Origin of the sequence: Streptomyces bohaiensis (assembly GCF_012033785.1) — a bacterium.
GTDB classification, from domain to species: domain Bacteria; phylum Actinomycetota; class Actinomycetes; order Streptomycetales; family Streptomycetaceae; genus Streptomyces; species Streptomyces bohaiensis.
The window spans coordinates 1-14,074 of sequence record NZ_JAAVJC010000118.1 but is presented as its reverse complement, the minus strand read 5'-3'; the positions used below and the strand labels follow the sequence as shown (position 1 = coordinate 14,074).

Here is a 14,074-nt window from a genome sequence, read left to right as displayed (position 1 = left end):
GGCCGGCGGGCGCCCGGGGGCCGCTTCCCCGCCCGGAGCCGCGCCGGGCCGCCGGGCGTGCCGGGCTGTCCCGGGCCACCGCCTTCCCGCTGATCTTCGGCGTCGTCGCCGCCCTGCCGTTCGCCGTCGCGGCCCAACCCGGCGAGGGCGTCCGGGACACCGCCTTCGCGCTCCAGTTCGTCGTCGCCTGCTACGCCGGGGCGCGGCTGTGCGCCATGGTGCTCGCCGGCCGGCGCCGACTCATCCAGGGCGCGTTCTGGCTGTTCTGCTACCTCGCGATGGGCATCGCGCCGCTGGCGCAGTCGGTGCTCGGCCGGGACCCTACCCCCGTCGTCGGCCCGCGCTCCGACACGGTGCTGGCCACCGCGCTGGTGCTGCTCGGCATGGTCGCCTTCGACGTCGGCGCCCTGCTGGCCCGCAACCGCCCCACCCTGCGGCGCCGGGCCCGCCGTCCCGCGCGCGTCGACCGGCCCCGGCTGTGGCTGCTGGTCGGGTTCTCGCTGCTCGCCAGCGCGCTGCTCATCGTGCAACTCGGCGGCCCCTCGGTCTTCTTCACCAGCCGGGAGGAGATCATCGCCGGGCTGGCCGAGGCCACCGCCGGTGAGGCGGACCAGGAGACGGGCGAGGCCGGCAACGCGCTGCTGCGCGGGTTCGGCACGGTGCCCGTGCTGCTCTCCCTGCTGCTGCTGACCCGCTGGCTGGTCACCTCCCGCACCGCGCGGCGACGCCCAGGGGTCCTGGCGGCGTGGGCGGTGGTGCTGTCCGTCAACGTGATCGTCAACAACCCCGTCTCGAACCCCCGCTACTGGTTCCTGACGGTGCTCTTCTCGCTGCTCTTCACGATCTTCCCGCGCAGCCCCGTGATGTACCGGGCGTCGCTGGCACTGGGCGTCGTGGTCGCGCTGCTGGTCTTCCCGTTCGCCGACCGCTACCGCTACGCGGACGACGACGCCCGGCCCGCCGCCGCCGAATCGCTGCTGGAGCCGCTGACGGTCAAGGACTACGACCAGGTCGGCATGTTCGCCAACCACATCTCCTACGTCGAGGACGGGCAGCACACCTTCGGTCGCCAACTGCTGGGGTCCGTGCTGTTCTTCGTGCCGCGGACCCTGTGGGAGGAGAAGCCGATGGACAGCGGGGTCCTCGTCGGCGAGTGGATGGGGACCAACAACACCAACCTCTCCTCCCCGCTGTGGGCCGAACTCTGGATCGACTTCGGCCCGTTGGGGATGACGGCCGGGCTGCTCGCCGTGGGCTACGGCGCCGGTCGCGCCGACCGCCGCTATGTCGACCGCACGCTCCACGACCCCGCCCCCGGCAACGTGTTCGCCGTGGTTGTGCCGCTCGTCGCGGGGTACAGCTTCATTCTGCTGCGCGGGTCGCTGCTCCAGGCCACCGGCCGCATCGTCATCGCCGCCCTCTGCCTGGCGCTCGTCACCAGCTTCCGGGACCGCCCGGACCGGCGGCTGCGGTGACACCGCCGCCGCCCGCCCGGTGCCACCGGCCCGCCCGGCCGATCCGCCCGGCCGACCCGTCCCGCCGGACGCACCGGCCCCGAACCGAGGAGTGCCCGCACCGATGAGTGTCCTCCACCGACTCCGCAACGCCGCGCGCCGCTTCGGCGTCGACATCACCCGCTACCCGGCCGGCTGGTCCGGGCCGCAGCTGGCCCAACTGCTGTGCGCCCACCGGGTGGACGTGGTCCTCGACGTCGGCGCCAACGAGGGCGAGTACGGCGCGATGCTGCGCCGCGCGGGCTACGCGGGCCGGATCGTCTCGTTCGAGCCGCTGGCCGCTCCCGGCCGGGCACTCGCCCGCCGCGCCGACGCCGACCCGAGCTGGACCGCACTGCCGTACGCCCTCGGCGACACCTCCGGCACCACGACCGTCAACGTCTCCGGCAACCGCGGCGCGAGCAGCTCCCTGCTGCCGATGCTGGACCGCCACTCCGAGGCCGCCCCGCACGCCCGCTACATCGGCACCGAGGAGGCACGGCTGCGGCGACTGGACGAACTCTGGCCGGAGATCGTCCGGCCCGGCGAGCGGGTCTTCCTCAAGCTGGACGTGCAGGGGTACGAGGAGCAGGTGCTGCGCGGCGCCGGCGACCGGGCCGCCGAGTGCGCCGGCCTCCAGGTCGAGACCTCGTTCGTGCCGCTCTACGAGGGGTCGATGCTGCTCTCCGACACCCTGGACCTGGTCGTCGGGCGCCTGGGGATGACCCCGATGGCGGTCATCCCCGGGTACGTGGACCCTCGCACCGGCCAGATGCTCCAGGCGGACTTCGTGCTCTTCCGCGACGCCTCGGAGCCGGACCGTCCGGACGCGTCCCAGGGGGCCGCGGAGCGGGCCGAGCCCGCGGCGCCCGCCGACGGGGCCGCCGCCCCCGGCGCGCCGGCCTGAGACGCGGACGAACGCACCTCCACCGCCCGCGTCCCGCGCGGGGCGGACAGAACGGGCCCGCTGCCGGGCCGGAAGGGGAACCGCACCATGCGCGTGCTGCACGTCGTCACCCACCACTCGCCGGACCACGTCTTCGGCGGTCCGACGCGGGTCGCCCTGAACCTCTGCCGGGCGCTCGGGGCCGCCGGTGACGAGGCGACCCTCCTCACCGTGGGGGAGGGGTTCCCGGGCGAGCTGCCCCGCGAGGTGGACGGCGTCCCGGTGCGGATGTTCCCCGCGCGGCGGCTGATACCCGGGTTCGGCTTCGCCGGGGTCACCTCGCCGTCGCTGCTGGCGCGCGCCGGCGGGTTCGTCCGCTCCGCCGACGTGGTCCACGTCCACCTCGCCCGCGACCTGGTGACCTTTCCCGTCGCGCTCCGCGCGCTGCTCGGCGGCCACCCGCTGGTCCTCCAGACCCACGGCATGATCGACCCCACCACCGTCCCCGCCGCGCGACTCGCGGACTCCCTCGGTGTGCGGCGGGTGCTGCGCGGCGCCGACATGCTGCTCCACCTCACCGACGCCGACCGTCTCGGCGTCGCCTCGGTGACGGCGCCCCGCCCCCCGGCCCGCTCGCGGCGGCTCGTCAACGGGGTCGCTCCGCAGGAGCACCGCCGCCCGGCGCGCGCCGAGCGCGGCGGCCCGCCCGTCGTGCTGTTCCTGGCGCGGCTGGAGGACCGCAAGCGCCCCGCCGACCTCGTCGCGGCCGTCGCCGCCGTCCGGGCGGTGCACCCCGACGCGCGGTTCGTCGTGGCCGGCGCGGAGACCGGCGGCCTGGTCGCCCGACTGAGGGCGTACGCCGCGGAACTCGGTGTCGCCGACGCCCTGGAGTTCACCGGCCCGCAGGACCACGCCGGCGTGCTGTCGCTGATGCGTTCCGCCGACGTGTACGTGCTGCCCTCGACGGTCGACCCGTTCCCCGTCAGCGTCCTGGAGGCGCTGTCGGTCGGGCTGCCCGCCGTGGTCACCGCCACCAACGGGCTCGCCCCCGACGTGCTGCGCTCCGGCGCGGGCCGGGTCGTGGCGGCGGTGGCCGGCGACGCCGTGTTCACCGGGCACCCGGGCGCGTCCGCCACCCCCGGGGCACGGACCCGCCCCGGGGACAGCGCCACCGAGGGCAACGGCGCGCTGATCGCCGCCGCTGTGCTGGAACTGCTGGAGCCCGCCGCGAACGAGACCGCGTCGGTCGCGGCCCACCGGCTGGTGGCCGAGCGGTTCACGATCGGGGCGGTCGCGGACCAGCTCCGCGAGGTGTACGCGGAGGTGCTCGCCCTCCACTCCTGAGCGACGGCCCGCCGGTCATCCGGCAGGCGCGTGCTCCGGGCAGAGATGGGCGACGGCTTCCTCGGCGCCGGGGATCTCGCCGTTCTCCACCGCCTCCGGGACCGCCTCGGGTGCGTGGCGCGAGAGATACCCCAGCCGCTCGCACGCCTCCTCGCCGAGCAGCAGCAGCGCCCCGGGGTCGGCCCCCCGCGGTGCCTCGCGGGCGTCGAGGAACTCCCGCTGGTCCTCGGTGAACTCCACCGGCACCTCGGGTACCCGCTCGCCGTCGCGCGCGCCCTCCTCGTCGATCGCGCCCTCGCCGTCCGGGCCGCTGCCCGGAGCCGAGCCGTCCGAGCCGTCGCCGTCCCGTTCCCCGGTGTCGTCGGCGCTGCCGTCGGCGCCCTCATCGGCCGGGTCGGCACCCGGCGCGTCGGAGGGGGCCCGGTCCGCGGCGCTGCCGGCGGGCGCGGCGGGGCTCTCCCCGTCGTCCCGACCGGACCCGCAGCCCGCGAGCAGCGTCGCCGTGAGCACCGTCGCGAGGAGCGCCCCGCCGCGCCGCCCGCTCACGGCGCCCCGAAGGTGAGGTGCAGTTGGGGCCGGTTGTCGGCGGCCGCCACCTCCCGCGACCAGAACCACAGGTTGTCGGTTCCGGTGCTGGTGACGGCGAGGTCGAGCGTCCCGCCGAGCGAGGGCCGCACCGCCGCGGCGGTGAGCGGTGCCGAGTAGTGGCCGTTCGGCACCGTCCCGGCGGCGATGGTCCCCAGCACCGTCGTGCCCAGCGTCGGTCGCGTGCTCCAACTGGTGGCCGCCTCCGACCAGCTGCCGGTCACGGGGACGACGGTGTGCGCGTCCTCCGAGCCCGCGTAGTCCTGGCTGGTGGTCCGCACCCGCAGCGCAGCGGCCTTCAGCACGGTGCCGGGCGGCGCCTGCGGCAGCTCGTACCGGAGGTAGGTCTCGTACCCGGAGGTGCCGCGGACCGCCAGTGAGGTGCTGCTGCCGTGGGTCGCGGAGGGCGCCCCCTGGTTGACGTAGGTGTCCGCGGTCGGCTGGAGCACGGTGACGGTGTCGACCGGTGCGGCGGCCGCGTTGTGGTGCGCGGTGACCCGGGCGGCGGACAGCGTGTGGTGGTAGACGGCCGTCTCGTCGAGCTGCCCCTGGAAGCCGTCGCTCGACGGGCGGTTGTTCCAGCCCGAGAGGTTGTCGGCGCCGGTGCGCCAGTAGCCGCGGTAGTTCCGGTTGGTGGTGATGTTGGCGTTGGAGACGACCAACTGCCCGTCCACGTAGAGCCGGAGGCCGTTGGTGCCCTGGGTGGCGACCAGGTGGTGCCAGCGGCCGTCGTTGTAGGAGCGCGGACTGGTGACGAACTGCCGGCCGCTGCCCTGGGTGCCGAAGACCAGCTGGCCGTTGTTCCGCATGTAGACGTGCTTGTCGTAGTCGGTGCTGGTGCGCCAGATGTTCCGGCTGAAGCCGATGATCCGGCCGCCCTGGGTGCTCTCGGTGCGGAACCAGGTCTCCACCGAGAAGCGGGCCGGGGAGTCGAACGCCGTGTCGCTGTAGGTGTAGGTGGTGATCCCGCCGGTGTAGCCGACGCCCCGCGCCCCGGGGTACGGCACCGCGGCGGGGGTCACCCCGCGCGAGGGGTTGCCCCGGTGCACCCCGCTGTTGTCGTTGCCGGAGACGTCGGAGGCGTAGAAGCCGGCCGTCTCGTCGTGGCGCCAGTACAGCACCGGGTCGTCGGCGAGGACCGCGTCCGCGTACGGCTGCGAACCCGCCGCGGCGGTCACCGTGGCCGGCAGCGACTGTGCGCTGGTGTTGCCGGCGGCGTCCGAGGCCGTCACCCGGTAGCTGTACGTCTGGCCGGGGGTGAGCCCGGAGTCGGTGAAGGACAGCTGCGGCCGCTCCCAGGGGTAGGAGGAGCCCTGGACGGTGTGGACCGGGGTGGTGCCGGAGTCCCGGTAGACCCGGTACGTCAGCAGGCTGTCGTCCAGGTCCAGACTGGAGCGCCAGGCCACGGTCGCCTCCCCGGCGGCCAGGCTGTGCGCCGAGACCTCCGGCCGCTCCGGCGCCCCGGTGTCCGGGCCGGAGGCGAACCGGGTCAGCCCCCACTGCGGGCTGCCGTTGACGGTGGTGAAGCCGCCGCCGACCCAGATGAAGTCCCGGTCGTCCTGGGGCAGGTCCTCCGCCGTCAGGATGACGCGCGGACCGATGGCCTCGCCGAGGCCGTCGTTGGTGTCGGGGAACCAGCCGAGCAGCGTGGGGTCGTCGACCGACTGGGCGAACAGGTGGAAGCGGGGGCCGTCGGGGAACGAGCCCATGGTGGAGCAGTCGTGCGCGTGGTGGCCGCTGTACAGCACCCCCTGGTGGACGGTGACGTCCTGGGTGGCGCCCAGGCAGGTGTCGCGCCAGCGCTGGTCGAAGGTGGCGAGCTCCAGCGCGATGCGGCCGTCGAACGCGCCGCCGCCGGTGCCCTCGTTGGCGGTGTAGAAGCCGGTGTCGTCCACGGTCAGCCCCTTCACCACCGACCGCTGCTCGATGAAGCCCAGCGGGTAGTCCCGGGTGGCGGCGCCCGTCACCGCGTCCACCACGGCCAGCGCGTGCGAGTCGCGGCCGTTGAGCCGGAAGAAGTCACCGCCCAGGATCACGTCGCCGCCGTCGGGCGTCACCTCGATCGCCCGGCCCGGCTCGTCGGCGTCCGCGCGCCAGGCCTCCAGCGCGCCGGCGGTCGTCACGGCGGCGAACCGCTGCCGCTGCTGGCCGGCGACGGTGGTGAAGTCGCCGCCCAGGTAGACGCGTTCGTCGGTGGCGGCCAGCGCGCGCACCGTGGCGGGCACCGCGACGGGGAAGCTGCGGCGCTCGCAGGTGGTCGTGTCGAACGCCGCCACGTTGGAGGCGCCCACCCCGTTCACCGAGCCGAACGTGCCACCGACGTACAGCGTGGCGCCGTCCGGGGAGACGGCCAGCGACCGCACCGCCGCGGCCACGGACCCGGCGGTGAACCGCAGGTCGCAGCCGGCCACCGGCTCACCGGAGGCGGCGTCCAGCGCGACGAAGTTGGCGACCTGCTCCTCCTGGGTGCCCGCGGCGGCGCCCGGCGGCCGGACGGTGGAGAAGGTTCCGCCGACGAACACCGTGCCGCCGGCCTCCGCCAACGCCCAGACGATGCCGTTGGTCTGCCAGGTCGGCAGCTCGTCCGCGGTGATGCCCACCGGCGGCGTCAGCGCCGGCGCGACGTCCGCCGCCTGCGCCTCGGACTGCGCCGCGGCCGTGCCCGGCAACGCGGCGAAGAGCGCGAGAACGCCGCAGTACACGACGGCGCGGCGCCACAGCCCGCCTCGGATCGGTCTCATGCTGTCCCTCTGTTCTGGATGGGTGGGGGGTGGACGGTGACCGGCTGGAGCGGGGGCCGCCCCTCGGGAGGGCGGCGGGAGGGGGCTGTGCCCCGTCGGGAGTGGTGGGGCGGTCAGCGGTCCACGCGTACCCGGGCCCCGGCGAGTTCGGCGTCCAGCGCCTCGATGTCCGCGCGCACCATGAGGGCGGCCAGCTCCCGCCAGCCGACGGTGGGCCGCCAACCGAGCTTCTCCCGCGCCTTGGAGGCGTCACCGATGAGCGCGTCCACCTCGCTGGGCCGCTCGTACTTCGGGTCGTAGCGCACGTACCGCGCCTGGTCCAGGCCGCCGGCCTCGAAGGCGGCGTCGAGGAACTCCCGCACCGAGACGGCCTCTCCGGTCGCCACCACGTAGTCGTCGGGTTCGTCCTGCTGGAGCATCCGCCACATCGCCTCCACGTACTCGGGCGCGTAGCCCCAGTCCCGCACGGCGTCGAGGTTGCCCAGGTAGAGCCGGTCCTGGAGCCCGGCGCGTATCCGGGCGACGGCGCGGGTGATCTTGCGCGTCACGAAGGTCTCGCCGCGGCGCGGCGACTCGTGGTTGAACAGGATGCCGTTGCAGGCGAACAGGTCATACGCCTCGCGGTAGTTGACCGTCGACCAGTAGCTGAACACCTTGGCGCAGCCGTAGGGGCTGCGGGGGTGGAACGGCGTCCGCTCGTTCTGCGGCGGCGGCGCCGCCCCGAACATCTCGGACGAGGACGCCTGGTAGATGCGGGTCGCCACCCCCGAGGCGCGGATCGCCTCCAGCAGCCGCAGCGACCCCAGGCCGGTGACGTCCCCGGTGTACAGCGGGGCGTCGAAGGAGACCCGCACATGCGACTGCGCGCCCAGGTTGTAGACCTCGTCCGGCTGGATCTCCCGCAGCAGGTTGACCAGGGCGACGCCGTCGGAGAGGTCGGCGTGGTGCAGTACCAGCGTGCGGCCCGGCTCCTGCGGGCCCTGGTAGATGTGGTCGATCCGCTCGGTGTTGAAGGACGAGGAGCGGCGGACCAGGCCGTGCACGGTGTAGCCCTTGGCGAGCAGGAGTTCCGCGAGGTAGGACCCGTCCTGCCCGGTGACCCCGGTGATCAGTGCGGTGCGGCCCGCGCAGCTGGTGGACTCAGGACTCATCGGTGGCCCCCGGGGGTCAGCGCCCGCATCGGCGGGCGGTGGTGGAAGGTGGAGCGCCGGCGGGCATTCTGCCCCAGCGGCACGGTTGTTGCGGGTGGAACGGCGAAATCGGGACCGCCGTCGGCGGGTGCGGTCGCGGCCCGCGGACGGCTGGCAGAATCCGCGGCATGACAACTGCTCCCGCACTGCTGCCGCCCTCGGCCCGCGTCTTCGTGGCCGGGCACCGGGGTCTGGTGGGTTCGGCGCTCGCCCGGCACCTCACGGCCGAGGGGCACGAGGTGATCACCCGTACCCGCGCCGAACTCGACCTGCGCGATCCGGAGGCGACCGCCGCGTTCCTGCAGACGGCGCGGCCGGACGTGCTGGTGCTGGCCGCTGCCCGCGTCGGCGGCATCATGGCCAACTCCACGCGTCCGGTGGACTTCCTGGAGGACAACCTCCGGATCCAGCTCAGCGTGCTGGCCGGTGCCCACGCCGCGGACGTGGACCGGTTGCTGTTCCTGGGGTCCTCCTGCATCTACCCCAAGCACGCCCAGCAGCCCATCCGGGAGGAGGCGCTGCTCACGGGCCCGCTGGAGCCCACCAACGAGCCCTACGCGCTGGCCAAGATCGCCGGCATCAGCCAGGTACGGTCCTACCGGCGGCAGTACGGCCGCCGCTGGATCAGCGCGATGCCCACCAACCTCTACGGGCCGGGCGACAACTTCGACCCGGAGACCTCCCACGTGCTGCCCGGGCTGCTGCGCCGGTTCCACGACGCCGTCGCCGCGGGCAGCGAGGAGGTGGTCCTGTGGGGCAGCGGGACCCCGCGCCGGGAGTTCCTGCACAGTGACGACATGGCACGCGCGTGCGTGGCGCTGCTGCGCGCCCACGACGGGCCGGAGCCCGTGAACGTCGGGTGCGGCGAGGACATCGCGATCGCCGAACTGGCGGCGCTGGTCGCCGAGGTGACCGGCTTCTCGGGCCGGGTCGTGTGGGACACCTCGCGGCCTGACGGCACCCCGCGCAAACTGCTCGACGTCACACGGCTGCGCGCGCTGGGGTTCGAGCCGGCGGTGGCGCTGGCCGACGGCGTCCGCGACACCTATCGGTGGTGGGTGGGGCACAAGGACTCCTGAGGCGCGGTCCGCCGCCCGGCCCGTCCGGTGTTCCCGGTGCGGGCCGGCGGCGGGCGCCGGTCGGGTGGGGCGAGCGGCGCGTCACCGCCCGGCGGCCGACCGGTGCGGAACGGTCAGTAGGCGCCGCGGCCGCCGGTCACGGCGCGGGCGGTGCGGGCGAGGATGTCGAGGTCCTGGGTGAGCGACCAGTTGTCGGTGTAGGAGAGGTCCAGGGCGATGCCCTCGTCCCAGGAGAGGTCGGAGCGGCCGCCGACCTGCCAGAGCCCGGTCATCCCGGGCCGCATCCGCAGCCGCCGGGCCTCGGCCGGCGTGTACTGCGCCACCTCGTCCGGCAGCGGCGGCCGCGGCCCGACCAGGGACATGTTCCCGGTCAACACGTTCACCAACTGCGGCAGTTCGTCCAGCGAGCTGCGGCGCAGCAGCCGCCCCACCCGGGTCACCCGGGGGTCGCGGCGCAGCTTGAACAGCGGGCCGCCGTGCGCCTCGTTGGCCTCGTCCAGCTCTGGGCGGAGCCGCTCGGCGCCCGGGACCATGGTCCGGAACTTCCACATGGTGAACGGGACCCCGTGCCGTCCGACCCGGTGCTGCCGGTAGAGCGCCGGTCCGCGCGAGTCGAGCCGTACCGCGACGGCGACGAGGGCGAACAACGGGGAGAGCAGCAGGAGTCCGAGAGCGGCGCCCACCCGGTCGAGGGCGGCTTTCGCCACGAGAGCCCCGCCTCCGCGGGTCGGCGGGTCGAGGTGCAGCAGGCCCAGGCCGGCGGCGGCACCCACCGCGAGGCGGCGGGGCGCCACGTCGGTGAGTCCACAGGAGACGGTCAGCGGCAGCCCGGCGTCCTGGAGCGCCCAGCCGACGCGGCGCAGCCGCTCCCCGCAGAGGTGGGCACCGGGCACGGCGAGCACCAGGTCGGCGCGGAGCCGGGTCGCTGCCTCCAGCACCACGGCCCCGTCGGGGTGTTCGGCGTCGGCGTCCGTGGCGGGGAGCCGGCCGCACACCGGGACGCCGAACGCGGGGGAGCCGTCGCCCACCGGGACGACGCCCACCACGACGTACGGGTGGTCGGTGCCCGCGGCGAGCCGGGCGGCCACCTCGTCGGCGCCGGGGGGTTCCCCGACGAGCAGCACCCGGCGCAACGCGTGGGCGCGCCGCCGCTCGGCGGTGAGGTGGCGGTGGAGGAGGGCGCCGGTCGCGGCGGTGAGCAGCAGCGCGGGGAGCAGCGCCAGGAGGGAGGTCAGTGGCGGGGAGCCCTCGTCGAACAGGACGCGCAGGACGGCGAGGAGGCCGACCAGCAGCGCCCAGTCGTGGAGGGCGGCGAGCAGGCCGCGGGACTCGGCCAGGCCGCGGTGGGCGTACCGGCGGTGGGCGCCGCGGAGGGCGAGCCACCCGGCCGTGGCGACCGCGGCGGTCAGCAGGGGGTTCGGGCGGCCGATGGCCCAGTGGACCGTCGCCAGGGGTAAGAGCACTCCCGCCAGGTCGACGCCGACGGTGGTCGGCGCGTACCAGGCGGGTTTGGCCCTGCCGGCGGGCCGGGGCCGCGGGGCGGCCAGCGACGGCTCGCCCTCCGGGGCGTACCTGGACGTTCCCGCGTTCCGCATGAGCCCCCCAGACCGAAGTCTCCGTCGAGTCACCGCACGTCGTCGTGGAACCACGGGTCGGGGCACCGCAGTCATCTCCCCATGGCGGGGCGCCCGGACACCGAGACGAGAGTAGGGGATTCGGTGGAGGTTCGGGTTCCGTTGGTGGAAACTTTGCGTGCAGGCCGACCGGTGTTGGCCGGTTCGCCCTCCCGCCGGGGCGCGGCGCGGGGCGAACCGGACGGAGCCGCGGCGGTCAGCGTGCGGGGCGCCGCGGGAGGACGATCGGCACCCCGGTGTCGGGGTGGCCGAGCACCTCCACCGGGTGCTGGTAGACCTCGCTCAGCAGTTCGGGCGTGAGGGTGGCGGCCGGGGGCCCCTCCCCGGCGATCCGCCCGTCGGCCAGCACCGCGACGCGGTCGGCGTGGGCGGCGGCCAGCCCGAGGTCGTGCACCACGACGACCACCGCGTCCCCGCCGCGCGCCCGTTCCCGGCAGACGGCGAGGACGAGTTCCTGGTGGCGCAGGTCGAGCGCGGCGGTGGGCTCGTCCAGCAGCAGGACGGCGGTGCGCTGGGCGAGGACCCGGGAGAGGGCGACGCGTGCCTTCTCGCCGCCGGACAGGGCGGAGAACGGCCGGGGGGCGAACGCGGTCACCTCGGTGGCGGCCATCGCGGCGGCCACCACCTCGTCGTCCTCGTGCTCCGCGGCGGTGCCCGCCCAGGGGGCGCGGCCCATGCGGACCACCTCCTCCACCAGGAACGGGAAGGAGAGGGCGGCCGCCTGCGGCAGCACCGCGCGCCGCAGCGAGAGGTCGCGGGCGCTCCAGAAGTCGGCCGGTTCACCGTCGATGAGGACGGTGCCGCCCTGGACGGGGGTGTCGGCGGCGAGGGCGGCCAGCAGGGTCGACTTGCCGGCGCCGTTGGGGCCGACCAGCGCCAGTACCTCGCCCGCGCGGACGGTGAGCGAGACCCCGTCGAGGACGGGGCGGTCACCGAGCCGGAGCGTGACCTGGCGTGCCTCCGCGAGGACGTCGCCGGTGCGGTGCGGCGCGGGCGGCCCGGCGCCGCGGTTGCCGAGCAGCCGGGTGATCACCTGGTCGATCGTCATGCCCAGCCTCCCTGGCGGCGACGGGTCCGGCGCAGCAGCCAGAAGAAGAACGGGCTGCCGATCAGCGCGGTGAGCACGCCGAGCGGCAGTTCGGCGGGGGCGGCGAGGGTGCGGGCGGCCAGGTCGGCCGCCAGCAGGACCAGCGCGCCGAGCAGCGCGCTGCCGGGCACCAGGAACCGGTGGCCCGGTCCGGCGACCATCCGCAGCAGGTGCGGGACGAGCAGGCCGACGAAGGTGATGATGCCGGCGACGGCGACCGCGGCGGCGGTGAGCAGCGCGACGACCAGCACCAGCGCGATGCGGAGCCGCTCGACGTCCACCCCGAGGTGCCGGGCGGGCTTCTCGCCGAGGGCGAGCAGGTCCAGTCGGCGTGCGTACCAGGGCGCCGCGATCAGACCGAGGACGGCGCACGGCAGCACGGCGAGGACCTTGGTCCAGGTTGCCTGGGCGAGCGACCCCAGCTGCCAGAAGGTGATCTCGGTGAGCTGGGCGTTGTCGGCGAAGAAGATCGACAGGCCGATGAGGGCGCCGGCGAAGGCGTTGACGGCGACGCCGGTGAGGATGAGGGTGATGACCTCGGTCCGGCCCCCGGAGCGGGAGAGCGCGTACACCAGCAGCACGGTGGCCAGCCCCGAGACGAACGCGCAGACGGTGACGGTCCAGGTGCCGAAGAGGCTGAGGCCGAAGGCGATGGCGGCGACGGCGCCCACCGCCGCACCGGCGGAGACGCCGATGACGCCGGGTTCGGCGAGCGGGTTGCCGAAGACGCCCTGCATCAGCGCACCGGCGCAGCCGAGGGAGGCACCGACCAGCAGCGCGAGCACCACGCGGGGGAGTCGGACGTTCCACAGCACGGACTCCGCGACGCGGTCGAGCGGGTGCCCACCGAGCCCGGCGCGGTGGGCGACGGAGGCGAGGACGTCACCGAAGGGGATCTGGTACGCGCCGATGGAGGCCGCTGCCAGTGCGGTGACCACCAGGGCGGCCAGCATGCCGACCGTGAGGGCACAGGCCCGGGCGGCCCGGGTCCGGTGCCGGACCGGCGGGGTGCCCGGCGCCGGCTGCGGGGTGGGGGCGGTGCGGGTCCGCGGGGCGGCGGCCGTGGTGGGGGAGGGGCTCACCGGGCCTCCGCCGCACCGGCGTGGATCTGCTCGGTGAGGGAGGCCAGCACCTCGTCGGTCCGGGGACCGTAGTTGAGCAGCACGCCGTCGTCGACGGCGGCGACGCGGCGGTCCATCCCGGCCGGGGTCTCGGCGATCCCCGGGATCTCCAGCAGGCCGTCGACGCCGCCGACGGAGGTCAGGCCCTTGGTCATGACGAGGATGACATCGGGCGCGGCCGCGGCCAGCGCCTCGCTGGTGATGGGGGTGAAGTCCTTGTCCAGGCCCGACTCGGCACCGGCGTCGACGCCGCCGGCCGCCTCGATCAGCGAGGTGGCGCCGGAGCCGGCCCCTCCCAGCAGGTAGACGCCGGCGGTGCCGCGGAGGTACAGGAAGGCGACGCGGGGTGGTTCGCCCTCCCGGGGTATCGCCGCGCGGGCGGTGTCGAGTCGCTGCTCGGTGCGGTCGACGAGGCGTTCGCCCGCTTCGGTCACCCCGAGCGCGGCGGCGACCGCCTCGATCCGGCCGGTGACGGCGTCGAGTTCGCGGGGCGTCTCGAAGACGACCAGCGGGACACCGGCGGCGCGGATCTGATCGATCGCCTCGACGGGGCCGGTGCTGTCCTCGACCAGCACGACGTCGGGGCGGAGCGAGAGCACGCTCTCCGCGGAGACCTCGTGGCCGCGGGTGACGACGGGGAGTTCGGCCGCCTCCTCGAAGGTCGCGGTGACGTCGCGCGCGACGACGCGGTCGCCGAGGCCGAGGGTCCAGACGATCTCGGCCAGTGAGCCCGAGAGCGGGACGACACGGTCCGCGGCGGCGACGGTGACCTCCTCGCCGTCGGCCGACGTCACCTCGGCCGGCAGCGCCGGCTCGGGGGCGGGGCCGTCGAGCGGCTCCAGCCGGTCGGCCGCGGTCCCGCACCTGCTGCGGATGGTCGCCGGACCGGGCCACCGGTTCCTGGTGCCCGGCAG

At 75.1% G+C, this 14,074-nt stretch carries 11 protein-coding genes; 4 read left to right on the top strand and 7 right to left on the bottom strand.

The window, feature by feature from the left end; genetic code table 11:
- The 3 genes from HCN52_RS14330 to HCN52_RS14320 all read left to right on the top strand — a co-directional run.
- Positions 1–1,475: hypothetical protein (locus tag HCN52_RS14330; RefSeq protein WP_376767130.1), on the top strand; the 1,475-nt coding region annotated here is incomplete at its 5' end.
- A gap of 103 nt (positions 1,476–1,578) precedes the next feature.
- On the top strand, positions 1,579–2,400 hold the full coding sequence (locus HCN52_RS14325; protein WP_168088842.1) for an FkbM family methyltransferase: 822 nt from the start codon (positions 1,579–1,581) through the stop codon (positions 2,398–2,400).
- A gap of 87 nt (positions 2,401–2,487) precedes the next feature.
- Positions 2,488–3,723: a glycosyltransferase gene (locus HCN52_RS14320; protein WP_168088841.1), complete on the top strand. Its 1,236-nt coding sequence runs from the start codon at positions 2,488–2,490 to the stop codon at positions 3,721–3,723.
- Between the two features lie 15 nt (positions 3,724–3,738).
- On the opposite strand, the gene HCN52_RS14315 is transcribed toward HCN52_RS14320, so the two are convergent.
- The 3 genes from HCN52_RS14315 to gmd all read right to left on the bottom strand — a co-directional run bounded on the left by HCN52_RS14315 (position 3,739) and on the right by gmd (position 8,200).
- Positions 3,739–4,269 (bottom strand): hypothetical protein, encoded by a 531-nt coding sequence (locus HCN52_RS14315; protein WP_168088840.1) that lies wholly within the window; start codon positions 4,267–4,269, stop codon positions 3,739–3,741.
- Positions 4,266–7,049, bottom strand: a complete 2,784-nt coding sequence (locus tag HCN52_RS14310; RefSeq protein ID WP_168088839.1) for a CBM96 family carbohydrate-binding protein — start codon at positions 7,047–7,049, stop codon at positions 4,266–4,268. Before HCN52_RS14310 ends, HCN52_RS14315 begins: the two co-directional genes overlap by 4 nt.
- A 113-nt stretch (positions 7,050–7,162) precedes the next feature.
- Positions 7,163–8,200 carry a GDP-mannose 4,6-dehydratase gene (gmd, locus tag HCN52_RS14305; RefSeq protein ID WP_168088838.1) on the bottom strand — a complete coding sequence of 346 codons (1,038 nt, stop codon included), beginning with the start codon at positions 8,198–8,200 and terminating at the stop codon, positions 7,163–7,165.
- 167 nt (positions 8,201–8,367) lie between these two features.
- On the opposite strand from gmd, the gene HCN52_RS14300 reads away from it, so the two are divergent.
- On the top strand, positions 8,368–9,318 hold the full coding sequence (locus tag HCN52_RS14300; RefSeq protein WP_168088837.1) for a GDP-L-fucose synthase family protein: 951 nt from the start codon (positions 8,368–8,370) through the stop codon (positions 9,316–9,318).
- Positions 9,319–9,431: 113 nt separating this feature from the next.
- On the opposite strand, the gene HCN52_RS14295 is transcribed toward HCN52_RS14300, so the two are convergent.
- The 4 genes from HCN52_RS14295 to HCN52_RS14280 form a co-directional block, all read right to left on the bottom strand.
- Entirely contained in the window at positions 9,432–10,913 is a 1,482-nt protein-coding gene (locus HCN52_RS14295; protein ID WP_168088836.1) for an exopolysaccharide biosynthesis polyprenyl glycosylphosphotransferase, read from the bottom strand.
- 235 nt (positions 10,914–11,148) lie between these two features.
- Positions 11,149–12,000: a heme ABC transporter ATP-binding protein gene (locus HCN52_RS14290; protein WP_168088835.1), complete on the bottom strand. Its 852-nt coding sequence runs from the start codon at positions 11,998–12,000 to the stop codon at positions 11,149–11,151.
- Positions 11,997–13,121: a FecCD family ABC transporter permease gene (locus tag HCN52_RS14285; RefSeq protein ID WP_312876698.1), complete on the bottom strand. Its 1,125-nt coding sequence runs from the start codon at positions 13,119–13,121 to the stop codon at positions 11,997–11,999. Before HCN52_RS14285 ends, HCN52_RS14290 begins: the two co-directional genes overlap by 4 nt.
- Positions 13,118–14,074 (bottom strand): heme/hemin ABC transporter substrate-binding protein, encoded by a 957-nt coding sequence (locus tag HCN52_RS14280; RefSeq protein WP_245175144.1) that lies wholly within the window; start codon positions 14,072–14,074, stop codon positions 13,118–13,120. Before HCN52_RS14280 ends, HCN52_RS14285 begins: the two co-directional genes overlap by 4 nt.

Coding starts and splice junctions, on each gene's coding strand:
- HCN52_RS14310 (WP_168088839.1), bottom strand. CDS start 7,049: ATGAGACCGATCCGAGGCGGGCTGTGGCGCCGCGCCGTCGTGTACTGC.
- HCN52_RS14295 (WP_168088836.1), bottom strand. CDS start 10,913: ATGCGGAACGCGGGAACGTCCAGGTACGCCCCGGAGGGCGAGCCGTCG.
- HCN52_RS14300 (WP_168088837.1), top strand. CDS start 8,368: ATGACAACTGCTCCCGCACTGCTGCCGCCCTCGGCCCGCGTCTTCGTG.
- HCN52_RS14325 (WP_168088842.1), top strand. CDS start 1,579: ATGAGTGTCCTCCACCGACTCCGCAACGCCGCGCGCCGCTTCGGCGTC.
- HCN52_RS14290 (WP_168088835.1), bottom strand. CDS start 12,000: ATGACGATCGACCAGGTGATCACCCGGCTGCTCGGCAACCGCGGCGCC.
- HCN52_RS14320 (WP_168088841.1), top strand. CDS start 2,488: ATGCGCGTGCTGCACGTCGTCACCCACCACTCGCCGGACCACGTCTTC.
- gmd (WP_168088838.1), bottom strand. CDS start 8,200: ATGAGTCCTGAGTCCACCAGCTGCGCGGGCCGCACCGCACTGATCACC.